The organism is Microcystis sp. LE19-10.1B, assembly GCF_027530565.1.
GTDB lineage: Bacteria > Cyanobacteriota > Cyanobacteriia > Cyanobacteriales > Microcystaceae > Microcystis > Microcystis aeruginosa.
Genome location: NZ_JAPZQM010000051.1, coordinates 1 through 16,270, shown reverse-complemented (window position 1 = coordinate 16,270; position 16,270 = coordinate 1). Strand labels below are relative to the sequence as shown.

Here is a 16,270-nt window from a genome sequence, read left to right as displayed (position 1 = left end):
ATTACTGGTAAAAAAGCGTTATCGGAAAGAGTTCACCGGTGTGATTCTTGCGGCCACATTGAACCGAGAGATACGGCATCAGCGAAGGTAATTGAGAACCGAGGAAAAAATGCGGTCGGACTGACCGTGTTAGAAAACGCTTGCGGAGGCGATTTGACGGGGATCGACCGGGTTAAACCAGGTCGATCTAGTTAAAAGCCTAAGAACCGAGAATCCCCCGCTACACCGCGCGAGCGGTTAGCGGGGGAGAGTCAATAACCTTTTTCTCTTATCCAGAGGACTTCTGGGTTCGCAAAGGGACAAAAAAGTGTGGAGAATCCTCCCATAATCGCTACAATTTTTCTAGAGGCTAAGTATTGCCCTCATTTAAGTTATTTTGTACTCATTAAAAACCATGAAAATTCTTCACGGTACTTGGATTCCCCAATCAACGGATGAATTTATTCAGAAGGGTAGCTTTTATCTTTGGGGAGAAACTAGCACCCCGAAAAAGAGTCGCACCACTGCTGATAATTATCATCCTTTTCAGTTAAGCAAAGAAGAATTAACTAGCTTTCTCACTGGAGAGTTAGGAATAGTTCAATCGAATTATAATCCTCTTAGTCGGCAATTTGTCCCCCGCTACTTTCTTTTACCTAGTCACGAGAATCAACCTTTACCCTCCTTAGAATTACTACGTTATCTAGAAAAAGAACCCCCAGAAAATAGCCAATGGCAATCTTGGCACATTGATTGTTATCCCCTTAATCCTGTACTTAAACTGCTCAATGATCTGCACTTTATCTGTCTTTACAACTCCTCAGAGATTCAGTTAGGTGCAGATCTACTTTTTTGGTATCACTACAGTCAAGCTTTTAAAGAAATAATTCTCAAAGATAACTATATTCCTGCCTTTAAATATCGAGAATTAGCCACAAATAACCAGAAAACCGCTAACTTTGCCATCTATCCTCTTTGGGAAATTATATCAGCAACCTACGAAACCAATCTCGATCACTATCTCGAATATCTTCCCCGCATTTGTCTTGCCGGCGCTGAAAATCCCCATGCTTCGCCACAATTATACGATCCCAAAACCCTACTCCGGCACTTCTCCGAATGTCTCCTCAATGAAATTGTCACTAATACGGCAATTCCTGCCAGTTTTGATAAAAAAATTAGCGAGACAATTATAGGTGATTGCTTCTCTGTGACTAAGGCTGCTGGATTTCTGCAAACCGCTGCCGCTTTAGAAAAATATCAACAGTGGCAAACTTGGAGACAGCAATTACTAGGAGACCAAAATATATCTAGTTTTAGCCTTGGTTTTAAACTAACCGAGGCCCCAGAAAATAATATTGAACAGTGGCAAATTACTTTTATCCTCATCTCTAAACAAGACCCCTCCCTGCGATTAGAATTAGACGAATATTGGTATGCAGTACCTGAAACTAGAACAAGCATACGAGCGCATTTTGGTCAAGATTTAGACAAAAATATTTTACTAAGTTTGGGTTATGCTGCCCGTATTTATCCCCCCATTTGGCAAGGATTAGAAACGGATAAACCGACGGGATTTTCTCTCAACCTTACAGAAGCTTTTACTTTCTTAAAAGAAACTGCTTGGATTTTAGAAGATGCGGGATATAAGGTAATTATTCCCGCTTGGTGGACTCCCGAAGGCCGTCAACGCGCTAAAGTTCGGCTAAAAACCACTTCTAAATCAGGCAAATCTACCCCCGTTAGTAAAGGGATTTTTAGCCTCGAAAACATCATTGAATACCAATATGAATTAGCCATCGGTGAAGAAACTATTAGTCAAGAGGAATGGCAACAATTAATTAACACCAAAACACCCTTAGTTAAATTTCGAGGACAATGGGTAGAATTAGAACAAAATAAAATGCAGCAAATGCTGGATTTTTGGCAGAAATATCAGCAGGAAAATCCTGAGATGAATCTGATTGAATTAATGAAAAAAGCTGCCGAATATCCAGAGGAGATTATTGTTGAAACCGATGATTTTTTAGGTTCTATGCTAGAGAAATTACAAAATCCTAGTCAACTAGAACCGATCGAAAATCCTCCCCAATTACAAGGAACGCTGCGGGAGTACCAAAAGCGTGGAGTTGCCTGGATTCAATACCTAGAACAATTGGGGTTAAATGGTTGTCTTGCTGACGATATGGGATTAGGAAAAACCCTACAGGTAATTGCTAGATTGGTTGGGGAAAGAGAGGGAGATAATAATGTTTTACCAACTCTGCTAGTCGCACCCACTTCTGTGGTGGGAAATTGGGCAAAAGAAATTGAAAAATTTGCCCCCCATCTTCGGGTTTTAATTCACCATGGTAGTAAGCGCTATCAAGATGAGAACGAATTTCAGATAGTAGCTAGTCAAAAGGATATCGTCATTACTTCTTTTACCTTAGTTCGCAAGGACTTGAAATTATTTAACTCGCAATCTTGGCAACGTTTAGTAATTGATGAAGCACAAAATATCAAAAATCCTAAAGCGGCACAAACTAAAGCAATCTTGAGTTTATCTGCACAACATCGTCTCGCATTAACGGGAACTCCCGTGGAAAATAGACTGCTTGATTTATGGTCAATTTTTAACTTCCTTAACCCCGATTATTTAGGTAAAGAAACTCAATTTCGTAAAGCTTTTGAAGTGCCAATCCAAAAACAAAATGATCGTCTCCAGTCCACGGTTCTCAAAAAATTAGTGGAACCTTTTATTCTGCGTCGGGTAAAAACCGATAAGCAGATAATTAAAGATTTACCTGACAAAGTGGAAAACAAACAGTATTGTAATTTAACTAAAGAACAAGCTTCTCTCTACGAAGTTGTCATCAAAGAAGTGGAAAAACAATTAGAAGAAGCGGAGGGAATAAAACGCAAAGGATTAATTTTATCTACCCTGATGCGCTTGAAACAAATTTGTAATCACCCGCGTCAATTTTTACAGGATAACAGTGCTTTTACTCCTGAGCGATCGCATAAGTTAGAGCGTTTGGGAGAAATGCTAGAAGAAGTAATTTTAGAGGGAGATAGTCTGCTAATTTTCACTCAATTTACTGAAATTGGTGACTCCTTACAAAAGTACCTCAAACAAACTTTTCGCTACAATACCTATTATCTTCACGGGGGGACTTCTCAACCAAAACGAGAACAAATGATCGAAGAATTTCAACATCCCGAAACAGAACCTTCTGTATTTATTTTATCCCTAAAAGCTGGGGGAGTTGGGATTACTTTAACTAAAGCAAATCATGTTTTTCATTTCGATCGTTGGTGGAATCCTGCGGTGGAAAATCAAGCAACCGATCGCGCTTTTAGAATTGGTCAACAAAAAAATGTTTTCGTGCATAAATTTGTCACTTTGGGAACCTTAGAGGAAAGAATTGATGAAATGATCGAGGAAAAGAAAAAGGTAGCTAATGCTATTGTTAGTAATGATGAATCCTGGTTAACGGAATTAGATAACGAAAGTTTTCGTCAGTTAATCGCATTGAATAAACAGACAATTATTTAATCGAGGTAAACCCATGACTAAATTTAGTAAAACTTGGTGGGGACAACGCTTTATAGAAGCATTAGAAGAATTTACCGACTCAGCGCGCTTGAGTCGAGGACGTTCCTACGCTAAAAATGATAAAGTCAAGAATTATACAATTGACGGTAATTTAATTACTGCTCAGGTGCGAGGTTCCATTAATCCCTACTTTGGGGTTTACAAAGAACCTTTGTATAAGGTGAGTATCGAGATTAAACCAATTACTAAAGCAGAGTGGTCACAAGCTTTATATAATCTTGGTTCAAGAGCGAGTATGATCTCTAAACTGCTGCTCAAAGAAGTTCCCGATAATATTGATGAAGCATTTAGCGATCTGAATCTGCACTTATTACCCCACAGTCAAAAGGATTTTATCACCAATTGTTCCTGTCCCGATTGGGAAAATCCCTGTAAACATATTGCTGGAGTTTATTATCTGGTTGCTTCCCAATTAGATCAGGATCCTTTCCTCTTATTTGAATTACGGGGTATCTCTCGTCAAAAATTACTGCAAGAATTAGCAAAAACTCCCCTCGGTAAGCTGCTTTCCTCCTCTATCCAAGAGGAAAAAATTCCTCTTAACCCTGTTACTTCCTATCACACTAAACCCGAAACCATACCAGCAGCAGAAACAATTGATCTCAAAGAATTTTGGCACTCTCATCACCGTTTACCAGAAAATCCTCAGTTAGTTAAATCCGCAACTATTCCCGCAATTGTCATTAAAAAAGCTGGTGATTATCCTGCATTTTGGGATAAGGATACCTCCTTTATCGAGGTAATGGAAGAAATGTATCAACGGGTACGCAATAAAAATGCAGGGATACTTTAAAAAAATATAAGTTTTCCTTTTGGGGAGTCAGGAGTCAGTCCCGATGTCAAATTAGGTTACACTTTATCTTGATCAGAAACGCTGTAGCTAAATTGCTGACTTTTTGACTTAGGTATCTATCCATAGGAGGGTAGATTAGAATAAACAGGTCAACAACTGACAGTAATTGAAAATCTACCCCTAACCTGTTAGTATTGTTATGAGACTGGGGATAAGAGAGATACAATGGAATCCTTAACTATTGAAAATTTTCTGATTATTAAGTATGCGGAAATAGAGATAAAAAAAATTAATGTTATCATCGGTGAACAGTCCACTGGTAAAAGTATTATTGCTAAATTAGTTTTTTTATTTCAGACATTTTTGTTTTATCAAGTTAAATTATTAGTCACTAATCTTCAAGATCAGCAAGGACTCAAAAGGCACCTACAGAAGCGATTTGAGGAATTATTTCCTAAATACGCATGGAAAGAGCAAGTATTTAAAATAGTTTATCGTTTGGATGACATGAACTTTTTGATTGAAAGATATAAGGACAAATCTGGCTATTTTAAACTACAATTTACCTATTCAGATAATTTTAAAAAGTTTTACAATACAACAATTAGACAAGTGAGTAAAATTGCCAAAAGCAATAACAAAGTCACTCAAGATATTTATTCAGATATGAATGATTGTGTGGCCAAAAATATTGCTGATTTTTTTCAAGGCAATGAAAAAATTTTTTCTACAAAGATTTTATTTGTACCAGCTAGTCGCACTCTTTTTGTTAAATACTTTACCAATAATATTTTTGCCTTTTTGGCCAATAATTTTGATCTTGATCCTCTGATTATCAACTTTGGCTCTAATTATGAAAATGCTCAACGCCTATACAGAATAATTAATGAATCAGAAAGTTTATTCCAAGATAAAAAAGATGATAAAAAACTTTATAATCAAATTAAATTAATTAGCGAAAAGATTCTATCAGGCAGCTATGCGCGCGAGAAAGATCAAGATTGGCTTTATCATGCCGATGGGAGAAAGATTAACTTAATTGATGCTTCAAGCGGACAGCAAGAAGCCTTACCAATGTTATTAATTCTCTTAGTTTTCTCGTTTTTTCCTGATTCCGAATCTAATCAATTTTTCATTGAGGAACCTGAAACCCATCTTTTTCCCTCCGCTCAAAGAGATATGGTAGAACTATTTACCTTACTTTATGCTAATAAAAATTGTCGTTTCTTTCTCACTACCCATAGTCCCTACATTCTCACAGCTTTGAATAATAAAATCATGGCGGCTAACGTTGAGCCTGTCAAAGCGGAAAAATCTTTAGGTTATAAAAATACTATTCAATTTCAAGATGTGTCAGCCTACACAATTAGCAACGGACAAACTCAAAGTATCTTAGATACAGAGGTGAACTTGATTGGTATCAATAACCTCGATGCTGTCTCCGATGAACTTAGTCAAGAGTTTGAAGAAATTTTAGAAAGAAAGGCTCAACAATAATGGATATTAGTCACTGTTCTGAATGCAATAATAATAAAATAGTCAAAGTTAAGGAAAATGGGAAAGAATTCATCGTCAACAATAATAGTCAGAAATTAGTTACTAAGATAAAAATAGATAATTGTTTAATCATCGAGGGAAAAAATGCGACTGGCTTTTAGAAATTGATGATCCCTGTAGCTTGGCTCTTTATATTGAACTCAAGGGTAAAAATATTGAACAAGCTTATGATCAATTATTGTCAACTCTAAATCATTCTTGCTTACAAGAAAGACATAAAAAATCTAAAAAAGAATGCTATATTGTCGCTTCTAGAGTATCAAAAGCTGGAACCAATGTTCAGGTTTATCAAGCAAGATTAAAGCAATCTCATCCCGAAGTTAGTTTAAAAGTCAAGTCGATGAAAGCTGAAATCACTATTTAGGTTTTTCCCTCAGAAAAAAGCTGAACTAATTATTCCTGTCCCGATTGACAAAATCCCTGTAAATATATTGCTGGAGTTTATTACTTCGTTGCTTCCCAATTAAATATGGAAGAAATGTATCAACGAGTACGCAATAAAAACGCTGGTATGTTATAATTAGGTGGGTGTTAAAAATTGTCAGACACCCTTCTTATTAAGAAAAAATTAAGGCTAGATTAAGGGGAGATCAGCACCCCCCTTATCAAGGGGGGCAGGGGGGATCGGAATTTTGAAAAAGCATTCTATTTTTTAAGACAAGCAGAATCTATGAACCAAGAATCTCTCAGCTTTGTCCATGGTAATGTCAAGTTAGCCGATCGCTTTTTAGTTTGTGGATTGGGTAGTCTCGGACAACACTGCGTCAAGTCTTTAAAAGAGTTTGGGGTTAGCGTCGTCGGTATCGAACTAATACAGCCTCCCAGTTGGGAAATTAATGATTTTCCCGATTTATTAGAGGAAATAATTATCGGTGATTGTCGTCAAAAAAACATTTTAGCAAGAGCGGGAATCGATCGCTGTCGGGCTGCTTTAATTGTCACCAGTGATGAGCGAATTAATGCCACCACTGCCCTAATTATTCGGCAATTAAATCCCCTTACCCGCTTAGTGGTGCGTTCTTCTAAAGATAATCTCAATCAGCTACTCAAGGAACGTTTAGGCAATTTTATCGCCTATGAACCCACCCAACTACCCGCCAATGCCTTTGCTTTAGCCACATTAGGCACAGAAACCCTCGGTTTTTTGCATCTCGACGGTCAGAAATTGCGGATTATCCAGAGACAAATTAGCCCCGAAGATGGTTTACTCGATCGCTTTTTAGGTGATTTAAATACCCCCACCCGTCGTCTGTTAGCACACACAGCCCCCGATGAACCTTTAAGGGCCGGATTTTATCAATGGTCCCCCACCACCACTATCGGGGCCGGTGATACCATTACCACCATCGAAACTACCTATCAAAACATCGATGCTGTCCGCCAGAAACCGTCAAATTCTCCCCAGAAGTTGCGGGATTTTTGGCAGAAATTCCTCAAAGAAATCCAACAATTCTGGCAATTGAGTTTTCAGCAGCAAATTCACCGGGTGGCTTTCCTGTCAGTATTTATCATTATCCTGCTGGTAATTATCGGGACTTTTCTTTTCCATCTCTACGCCCCGAGAGCTTCCTTTATTTCCGCTCTTTCAGGAACGGCGATTCTTTTATTAGGTGGTTACGGTGATGTTTTCGGTGCCTCTAACCCCGAAGATTTAAATGCGGTTCCCTGGTGGATGCAGCTATTTAGTCTCTTTTTAACCTTAGCTGGAACCGCTTTTATCGGGGTTCTCTACGCCATTTTGACAGAAACTTTATTATCATCAAGATTTCAATTTATCCCTAACCGTCCCCCAGTTCCCCAACAGAATCATATCGTTATTGTTGGCTTAGGTCGAGTCGGCAGAGAAGTGGCTAATTTATTACTAGAAATGCAACAGGCGATCGTCGGGGTCAGCTTAAATAGGGATTTTGATGCGACTATGCTGCCAAAAATGCCCCTGATGACGGGAAATATCGAAGAATCTTTAAAAAATGTCAATTTAGATAGGGCTAAAAGTATAGCGATTGTTACTGATGACGAAATCCTCAATTTAGAAGTGGCCCTAACCACCCGCAAACTCAACCCCCAAAGCTACTTAGTCATCCGCACCACCGACGATACCCTTAGTCAACAATTAAGTCAAATTCTGCCCCAATCTCACATTTTAGGAACCAACACCGTAGCGGCAGAAGCCTTTACGGGAGCGGCTTTCGGAGAAAATATTATCTATCTGTTCCGTTGGGCGCAAAAAACGATTCTGGTGACAGAATACGAGATCGAAGCCGGAGATACTCTCAATGGTAGCTCGATCGGGGATATTGCCTACGGTTATCGAGTCGTGCCGATCCTACACCAACGAGAACGGCAAGCCCCGAAATTAATGCCCGAAGATTATCTCAATTTACGCATCGGCGATCGCATTGTGGTGCTGGCCACCATCAACGGACTGCGACGGGTGGAACAGGGTCGTCGCACTCCCAAAACTTGGCGCGTGCGGGTGGAAAAAGCCTTTAACCGCAATATTGCCGCGGAAGCACCCACCGTAATCAGTCGTTTTTCTAATTGTCCCCTGAAAACCGCCAGCGATCTCATGGAAAATTTGCCAGCGACTCTCGGCGCCCCCCTCTACGAACAGCAGGCGATTCGATTAGTTTCCGAGTTAAAAAAAATTCAAGTTCAAGCATTGGCCATTCCAATTAACCCGAAATCGGGGTAAATGGGAGTTATCCTTTTTTTGTCAAACTAGAAGGCTCTCTTGGTCTTTTTTTATGCAGTTAAAGTGACCGTAGCCTTGGCAGTTTGTCCAGAATCAGAAGTGGCAGTAATAGTAATTTTATCCCCAGCATTTCCTTGTGGGGGTGCAGTGTAGGTAAATTTGGCATCAGTGGTATTTTTATCAATTTTACCGCTTTCTGGCGGTGAGATTGTGATGGTGTAGTTACCAACGGGATTAATGCTAAATTCTTTCTCCCCGTTTAATGCTAAACTTGCGATAGGCGGAGCGATCAAAATCGTTGGAGGTAGTCCCTGTCCAGTGGAACTAGCCTCTACAGTTACTTTTTTCTCCACTTGATTAATTAAATCGGGAATAAGACGTTCGCTAAATCCAGCCACAAAAGCCATTGTCAAAAGTCCATATAAATAGGTGTCATTCCCCTTATTTCCATTGTCAGTCCGAATTTGTAAGGGAGAAATGCTAGAGTTAAGAATTAGCAGAATAAAGAAAGCGAAACTTCCCCCTAAAATGGGTTTGGTTAAACCAATTGACAATGGCAATAAGTCATCGTCATATTTTTGATTTTTGGGATTATCAAAGTCTTGCAAACGAGTTAGAAGACTAACTGCTCCCCCTAAAGTCCCTGTCATCAATATCAATATCAAGAGTCTAAAATTTCCATCTTTGTCCTCAGTATTTTGGTTACTAGAATTTGAGATTGGAGGTAAGGGCATAAGCAAATCCTTCACTGGAGGGGAGTTCATAATACCCCAATTCAAAGGGAGAGCTAACACTAATCCAATTAAAACTTTTGTAGGTATTTTGATAGAATGGAAAAGATTACCTCTGAATTCGGCTAGACCATTCCAAAAACCCATCTGGGTTTTTCTTAATCCTGTTTCGGCAGCATAGCGTAATTTTTGTGCCAAAATAATATTAGGTTGACCTGTTAAAGATTTAATCGCAATTTCTCCAGCATCTACCACCGACTTTACTTGCATGATATCCCAAGCTTTGGAACTGTTGATGAGTTCCACCTGCGCTATCCCTAGTATTATAATTAATTTGGCTAATTCTCCCTGTACTTCCCGGTCTAATTCTGGAGGGAATCCCGCTACTTGTTCTTTAGTTTTTCCCAGCAAAGTATCAATTCTTTGATTTAGTTTAATCACCTCATCTCTAGCTTTAATTTCATTGATTAAATCGTCTAAAGTTTGAAATAAAACACTTGCTTCTTGTACTTGTAGTTGTGCAGAATTATCTTTAAATTCCTTGACTAACTTTTCAAAGGGTTCATCTACTTCAGGAATTGAACTATATTTGTCTAATTTATCCTTCAGTTCAGCAATCAAAGACTCATTTTTCTGTTGTAATTCCACAGTCGTGGAAAATTTAACCAAAGTATCTTTAACTTTTGTTTGCCAAGCAGTTAGCTTTTCCTTAAGTTTTGGCAAGTTTGCATCGTTAGCATTAGCATCAAATACAATCGTAATTGTTGCGACCAAACTATCAATTTCTTGGCTTAAAGTATCAAGAGGAATTTCTGAAATTTTACCCGTAGATAAAAGGTTGATTGTCTCCACAAGCTGATCTGTATGAGCTATTATTTGTTTTTCTAATTCTTCTCTGCTAGGTAAAGGGTCTGAAAAAGTTAATTCACCTAGTTTTTGAATAAGTTCATCTCTTAAATTATTAGTCTCTTGAGTGATTGTTTTGGCTTCTGTTTGGTAACTAGCAAGGGTAGCTGATTTATCCTGACTAAATTTATTTTGGGTTTCTAGAATAAATTGATTAATTTTTTGTTCGATAGCAGGATTTGGATTAATCATGATTGTCTTCTCCTAAAAAAAAGGCGAAAATGGGCTAAAATTCGATTATCTCCCCGATGCTACAATAGTTATCATTGATTTTCTGCAATTATTCATAAATCTTGATAAATTTTTATTTTTTTAACTCAATTCAGTCTGCCGTAGGGACATAACACCCTGATCCCCTCAACATCGTTATCTCCTCAATAACCGCACACCGGGATTAGCACTCAAGCCCTAAGAGTGCTAAATTAACTATAAGGAGTCCTATTACAACAGCGATACCATGTCCAAAATCATTGCCTTTAAAGATGAATCCCGTCGCGCCCTAGAAAGAGGTGTCAACGCCTTGGCCGATGCGGTAAAAATCACCCTCGGTCCGAAAGGACGCAATGTCTTGTTAGAAAAGAAATACGGCGCCCCCCAGATCGTTAATGACGGCATCACCGTGGCCAAAGAAATCGAATTGTCCGATCCCCTCGAAAACACCGGGGCGAGATTAATTCAGGAAGTAGCGGCAAAAACCAAAGATTTAGCGGGAGATGGCACCACTACCGCCACCATCATCGCCCAGGCTTTAATTAAAGAAGGTCTGAAAAACGTTACCGCCGGGGCCAATCCCGTCGCCTTAAGACGCGGACTAGACAAAACCATCGCCTATCTGGTCGAAGAAATCGCCGCCGTCGCTAAACCGATCGCCGGAGATGCGATCGCTCAAGTGGCCACCGTTTCTTCCGGCAACGACGAAGAAGTGGGACAAATGATCGCCACCGCCATGGAAAAAGTCACCACCGATGGCGTAATCACCGTGGAAGAATCGAAATCCCTAACCACGGAATTAGAAGTAGTGGAAGGGATGCAGATCGATCGCGGTTATATCTCTCCCTATTTCATCACCGATCAAGAAAGACAGATCGTCGAGTACGACAACCCCCTGATCCTGATTACCGATAAAAAAATCAGTGCGATCGCTGAATTAGTCCCCGTCCTCGAAGCCGTTGCCCGTCAAGGTCGTCCCCTATTAATTATCGCCGAAGATGTGGACGGCGAAGCCTTAGCCACTCTAGTGGTCAACAAGGCCCGGGGTGTCTTAAATGTCGTCGCCATCAAGGCCCCCAGTTTCGGGGAACGTCGCAAGGCGGTTTTACAAGATATTGCCATCCTCACCGGTGGTCGTCTGATTTCCGAAGAAGTGGGCTTAAGTCTTGACACCGTTAGCCTCGATCTGCTAGGGCAAGCGGCAAAAATCACCCTAGAAAAAGACAATACAATTATTGTCGCCTCCGGGGACAGCCGCAATAAGGCCGATGTGCAGAAACGTCTCGCCCAACTGAAAAAACAGTTAGAAGAAACCGATTCCGAATTCGATAAGGAAAAATTACAGGAACGCATCGCTAAATTAGCCGGCGGTGTGGCCGTCATTAAGGTCGGGGCAGCCACAGAAACCGAACTCAAGGATCGCAAACTCCGCATCGAAGATGCCCTCAATGCCACCAAAGCCGCCGTGGAAGAAGGTATCGTCCCGGGCGGTGGTACAACCTTGATTCATCTGGCTTCTAAGGTGAAGGCTTTCAAAGCTTCTCTCACTAACGATGAGGAAAAAGTCGCCGCCGATATCGTCGCCAAAGCCCTAGAAGCACCCCTGCGTCAGTTAGCTAATAACGCCGGTGTGGAAGGGGATGTGATCGTGGAAGGTGTGCGCGAAACCGCTTTTAGCGTCGGTTACAATGTCCTCACCGGCAAGTACGAAGACTTAATCGCCGCCGGAATTATCGATCCGGCTAAAGTGGTACGGTCAGCCGTTCAAAACGCCGCTTCTATCGCCGGTATGGTCCTAACTACGGAAGCCCTCGTGGTCGAAAAACCCGTTAAAGAAGCCGCAGCCCCTGATATGGGCGGCATGGGCGGCATGGGTGGCATGGGTGGCATGGGTGGCATGGGCATGATGTAATTCCTAATGCCCTCTGGCCCCTGAAAATAATCTCATTCCATTGAGCCAATCTGTCCCTTTTCTCGTTATCGTCGGCATTAGGGGCAGGTTTTTTTTCCTCGGGAAAAACTTTTTCAGCAGAACCTGCTTAATCTATCCTTTGCATTAGTCCAGACACTACACTAGAAAAGAAGGATTATTCCCAGAAATCATGACACTGCTGACGGTTCGATCGCTCAAAAAAGACTTCGGTATCAAGGAAATTCTCAAAGATGCCAGTTTTAGCCTCGATGATCGCGATAAAGTCGGCCTGATCGGTACGAATGGATCGGGAAAATCGACCCTATTGAAAATGATCGCCGGATTAGAAGCGATCGATGGTGGCGAAATTCAAATCAATTCCGGGATGAAAATCGTCTATTTACCCCAGCAACCCGATCTAGACAATGATAAAACGGTTTTAGAGCAGGTTTTCGCCGATAGTGGCGAAAGTATGACTTTAATTAAGGAATACGAGGAATTGTCCGATCGCCTTGTCCATGAGCCAGAAAATCTGGATACTATTATGGAACGTTTGTCAAGGGTTTCGCAACAAATTGATAAACTTGCCGCCTGGGATTTAGAAACCAATGCTAAAGTTATTTTAAGTAAACTGGGCATCGATAATTTTAATGCTCGCGTGGGAGATTTATCGGGGGGATATCGCAAAAGAATCGCCATCGCTACCGCACTTTTAGCCGATCCTGACTGTTTATTGATGGATGAACCCACCAACCATTTAGACGCGCTTTCCGTGGAGTGGTTACAGAGTTATTTGTCCCGTTTTCGGGGAGGATTATTATTAATTACTCACGATCGCTATTTTCTCGATCGAGTGACTAATCGCATCATTGAAATCGATCGGGGAGATTTATCTACTTATTCCGGTAATTATGCCTATTATCTAGAAAAAAAAGCTTTAGCGGAAGAATCGATCGCCAGTAGTCAACGCAAACACGCGGGAGTTTTACGACGGGAATTAGAATGGTTATCCCGGGGACCAAAAGCACGCAGCACCAAACAAAAAGCGCGGATTGATCGCATTCAGGCAATGGGTAATAAGGAATTTAAACAGGTGGAAGGAAAAGTCGATATTGCCACCGCAGGAAGACGCATCGGCAAAAAAGTTATTGAAGTAGAAAAGATCTCGAAAGCTTACGGCGATCATACTTTAATTAAAGATTTTACCTATATTTTTACCCCCGAAGATCGCATCGGTATTATTGGCAGTAACGGGGTAGGAAAATCTACTCTCATGGATATTATTACCGGGAAAACTCTCCCCGATTCAGGCACGGTTGACATCGGTTCCACTATTCATATTGGTTACTTCGATCAACAATCCGATGATCTCAATATCAACGAAAATCAAAGAGTGATCGAATATCTGAAAAGTGTGGCCGAATTAGTCAAAACCCTAGACGGTAGCGTGATTACCGCTTCCCAGATGTTAGAAAAATTTCTCTTTCCTCCCGATCAACAGTATGCACCAATTTATAAACTTTCTGGAGGGGAAAGAAGACGCTTATTTTTACTACGAGTTTTGATGAGTGCGCCTAATGTTTTAATCCTAGATGAACCCACCAATGATCTCGATGTGCAGACTTTAGCAATTTTAGAAGAATATTTAGAGGACTTTAACGGTTGTGTGATTGTTGTTTCCCATGATCGCTATTTTCTCGATCGAGTAGTTGATACTATTTTTGCCTTTGAAACCGGGGGTAATATCCGTCAATATCCAGGCAATTATTCCCTTTATCTCGATCAGAAAAAAGAGGAGGAGGAACCAAAAGAAAAAAAAGTCACCCCAAAAACTGTTAAAGCTTCTCCGTCACCTGTCAATAAAAAAATCTCTTTTAAAGAGAAAAAAGAATACGAAGATATCGAAAAACAAATACCAATTTTAGAAGCAAAAAAAGCCGAAATTGAACAGGTACTTTATGGAGAACCCCTAGAAGATTTTACCAAAATAACCGCTCTGACCGAAGAATTAGCTCAATTAAGTCAAAAAATTGATAATTTAACCGATCGCTGGTTAGAATTAGCGGAAAAATTAGGCTAGGATAATCCCTATTTTCCCGATCGATTTAGTTAGGGTTGGCTGAATAATGGTAAAACCCTTTTAAAATAAGGCTTTTGACCTGCTAAAACTCCGATGTTCATGCTGCGAAAATAGGATTAAGACCTTCAAAAACCTTGCATCATCCTTCTTTTAGTACATAAACTGGTACAAAAAAAGAGGATAACAAAGCCTGAAACGACCGGTTACTGACTCCTAACCCCACCAACAAACTTTTTCAGCAAACCCTAGTTAAAACTGAGTGATAATTTCTGGTGAATCATCCTCATCCATGACCAGATCTACCGACTCCACCCGCAAGAGGGCCAAATTATCGTTAACCACCCCTTGAAGATAGATTTCCCCCATCCCTTCACCCCCCAGATCGATCGAGCCGAAAACTTGACCGGTTTTGGTATTAAAATTAAACTGAAAATAATTAGCCGAGGAAATTCCCTGGCTGACATTATCGTATTTAGCGATCTCTTGACCACTGTTATCATAAAAAGATACTTGAAAATTTTCTAAAACTCGCATTTTTCCCGAACCTTTTTCCGAAAAGATAGTCGGGGCCGTTTTTTCATCATAACTAAAAGAACCTTTAGCTGTATAGCCTTGATTTCCCAACCATTGAAAATCGAGCGTCACTGCTAAAACCCCTTGGCTATTCATGTTAGCAACTAAAAGCCAAGCTAATAAAGTCAATATTATCTTTTTCATTAGTCGGTTATTTCATTTACAGCAGTTATCCTAATGGTGAGGTAGGAACAAAATCGGTAAAACCCCACACCCCACACCCTGCCACCAGGAAAAACCTTTTCAGCAGACCCTATTATAGCAAAGGGATTGCTACTTGCTTCCAATTAAGTAGGGAGGCACAATTATTTGTAGGATGGGTTAGCGGTAGCGTAACCCATGCGGGAGTTGGGTTTCATGCTTCAACCCAACCTACGTTCATCTTATATTTAATTCCACCCACCTACTTAGTCACTGATAACTGATAACTGAATAGAGTTTGTCAGCGAAACGTTTTTTTGTCTTAAAGTCCAGAAAACGGGTTTCTCCGAGAAACCCGTTTTCTAGGTTAACTTCGGGAAAAAAGAAGCATAAAAACGCTTCAAAATACTCGGTTAATGCTTCTTTCCAGGGTTCATCATAATTGGCGGTTGTTTGGTTCATCAATTAGGGTGATAGTTTTAATTGTTCTCCGCTTCTGGCTAAGAGTTTTAAGGTGAATGGGTGGACAATGCCTACCCTACGGCAAGATTTTCTTATTGGATTCTTGCCAAAGACTGCTTAAACTCTGCGAGAGAATTAGCAGTAGCTGCTAATTTTAGTAGCTCTTCTAAGATAGTAGGGTTAGTGATTTTGCCGATTATCTCTTCAATTTCTGAAGAAATCTGTCCAAACCGCACAGTTAAAACTGTTTTTATGGCATCACGGCTTTTTTGTAACGCTCCAATTTCCTTACCAATTTCCTTGCCTATTTCTTTACCAATTTCCTTACCGCGTTCGATTCCTCGTAACTCCATATTACTTACTAAAGGCATGGTTCTTTCCTCCTCAAATTGTTTGATTTTACTCTCTAAGCTTGACTGTAATTCAGGGGATAAAGTCATCATATTGTCGATGATTTCAAACAGTTTACTAAGTAAGGTAGGTATTACCCACCCTACTTATTTATGATGATACTAAAAGACTTCCTACACTCCTCAAAAGAATTTACTATAAGTGCGGCTTTTAACATCTCTTCTAAAACCGAAATAACTGAAGCATCATTGAGACATTGTCCAATATCTCCAGGGATATCGC

10 protein-coding genes and 2 pseudogenes are annotated in these 16,270 nt (G+C 40.2%); 8 read left to right on the top strand and 4 right to left on the bottom strand.

Annotation, left to right across the window (positions count from 1 at the left end):
- The 6 genes and pseudogenes from O9332_RS01950 to O9332_RS01925 all read left to right on the top strand — a co-directional run.
- A pseudogene (locus tag O9332_RS01950) lies at positions 1 to 195 on the top strand (RNA-guided endonuclease InsQ/TnpB family protein); the annotation flags it as partial.
- A 199-nt stretch (positions 196 to 394) separates the two neighbouring features.
- Positions 395 to 3,517 (top strand): DEAD/DEAH box helicase, encoded by a 3,123-nt coding sequence (locus O9332_RS01945; RefSeq protein WP_002759836.1) that lies wholly within the window; start codon positions 395 to 397, stop codon positions 3,515 to 3,517.
- A gap of 13 nt (positions 3,518 to 3,530) precedes the next feature.
- Complete coding sequence (locus O9332_RS01940) at positions 3,531 to 4,370, top strand: SWIM zinc finger family protein (RefSeq protein WP_002759837.1); 840 nt, start codon at positions 3,531 to 3,533, stop codon at positions 4,368 to 4,370.
- A 225-nt stretch (positions 4,371 to 4,595) separates the two neighbouring features.
- On the top strand, positions 4,596 to 5,867 hold the full coding sequence (locus tag O9332_RS01935; RefSeq protein ID WP_288023439.1) for an AAA family ATPase: 1,272 nt from the start codon (positions 4,596 to 4,598) through the stop codon (positions 5,865 to 5,867).
- 121 nt (positions 5,868 to 5,988) lie between these two features.
- Positions 5,989 to 6,291 (top strand): hypothetical protein, encoded by a 303-nt coding sequence (locus tag O9332_RS01930; protein WP_288023437.1) that lies wholly within the window; start codon positions 5,989 to 5,991, stop codon positions 6,289 to 6,291.
- Positions 6,292 to 6,597: 306 nt separating this feature from the next.
- Entirely contained in the window at positions 6,598 to 8,622 is a 2,025-nt protein-coding gene (locus O9332_RS01925; RefSeq protein ID WP_288023435.1) for a potassium channel family protein, read from the top strand.
- A 50-nt stretch (positions 8,623 to 8,672) separates the two neighbouring features.
- On the opposite strand, the gene O9332_RS01920 is transcribed toward O9332_RS01925, so the two are convergent.
- Positions 8,673 to 10,451 carry a hypothetical protein gene (locus O9332_RS01920; RefSeq protein WP_288023433.1) on the bottom strand — a complete coding sequence of 593 codons (1,779 nt, stop codon included), beginning with the start codon at positions 10,449 to 10,451 and terminating at the stop codon, positions 8,673 to 8,675.
- Between the two features lie 265 nt (positions 10,452 to 10,716).
- On the opposite strand from O9332_RS01920, the gene groL reads away from it, so the two are divergent.
- A complete protein-coding gene (gene groL, locus O9332_RS01915) occupies positions 10,717 to 12,381 on the top strand; it encodes a chaperonin GroEL (protein ID WP_288023431.1) in 1,665 nt (554 codons plus the stop codon).
- Positions 12,382 to 12,571: 190 nt separating this feature from the next.
- Positions 12,572 to 14,461: an ABC-F family ATP-binding cassette domain-containing protein gene (locus tag O9332_RS01910; protein ID WP_002759848.1), complete on the top strand. Its 1,890-nt coding sequence runs from the start codon at positions 12,572 to 12,574 to the stop codon at positions 14,459 to 14,461.
- Positions 14,462 to 14,710: 249 nt separating this feature from the next.
- Here O9332_RS01910 and O9332_RS01905 read toward each other — a convergent pair whose 3' ends face one another.
- From O9332_RS01905 to O9332_RS01895, 3 genes and pseudogenes are all read right to left on the bottom strand, one after another.
- Positions 14,711 to 15,178, bottom strand: coding sequence for a hypothetical protein (locus O9332_RS01905; RefSeq protein WP_002759849.1), 468 nt, complete (start codon positions 15,176 to 15,178; stop codon positions 14,711 to 14,713).
- A gap of 267 nt (positions 15,179 to 15,445) precedes the next feature.
- A complete protein-coding gene (locus tag O9332_RS01900; RefSeq protein WP_002759850.1) occupies positions 15,446 to 15,637 on the bottom strand; it encodes a hypothetical protein in 192 nt (63 codons plus the stop codon).
- Positions 15,638 to 15,729: 92 nt separating this feature from the next.
- Positions 15,730 to 16,104, bottom strand: a pseudogene (locus O9332_RS01895) (hypothetical protein); the annotation flags it as partial.
- Positions 16,105 to 16,270: the final 166 nt, after the last annotated feature.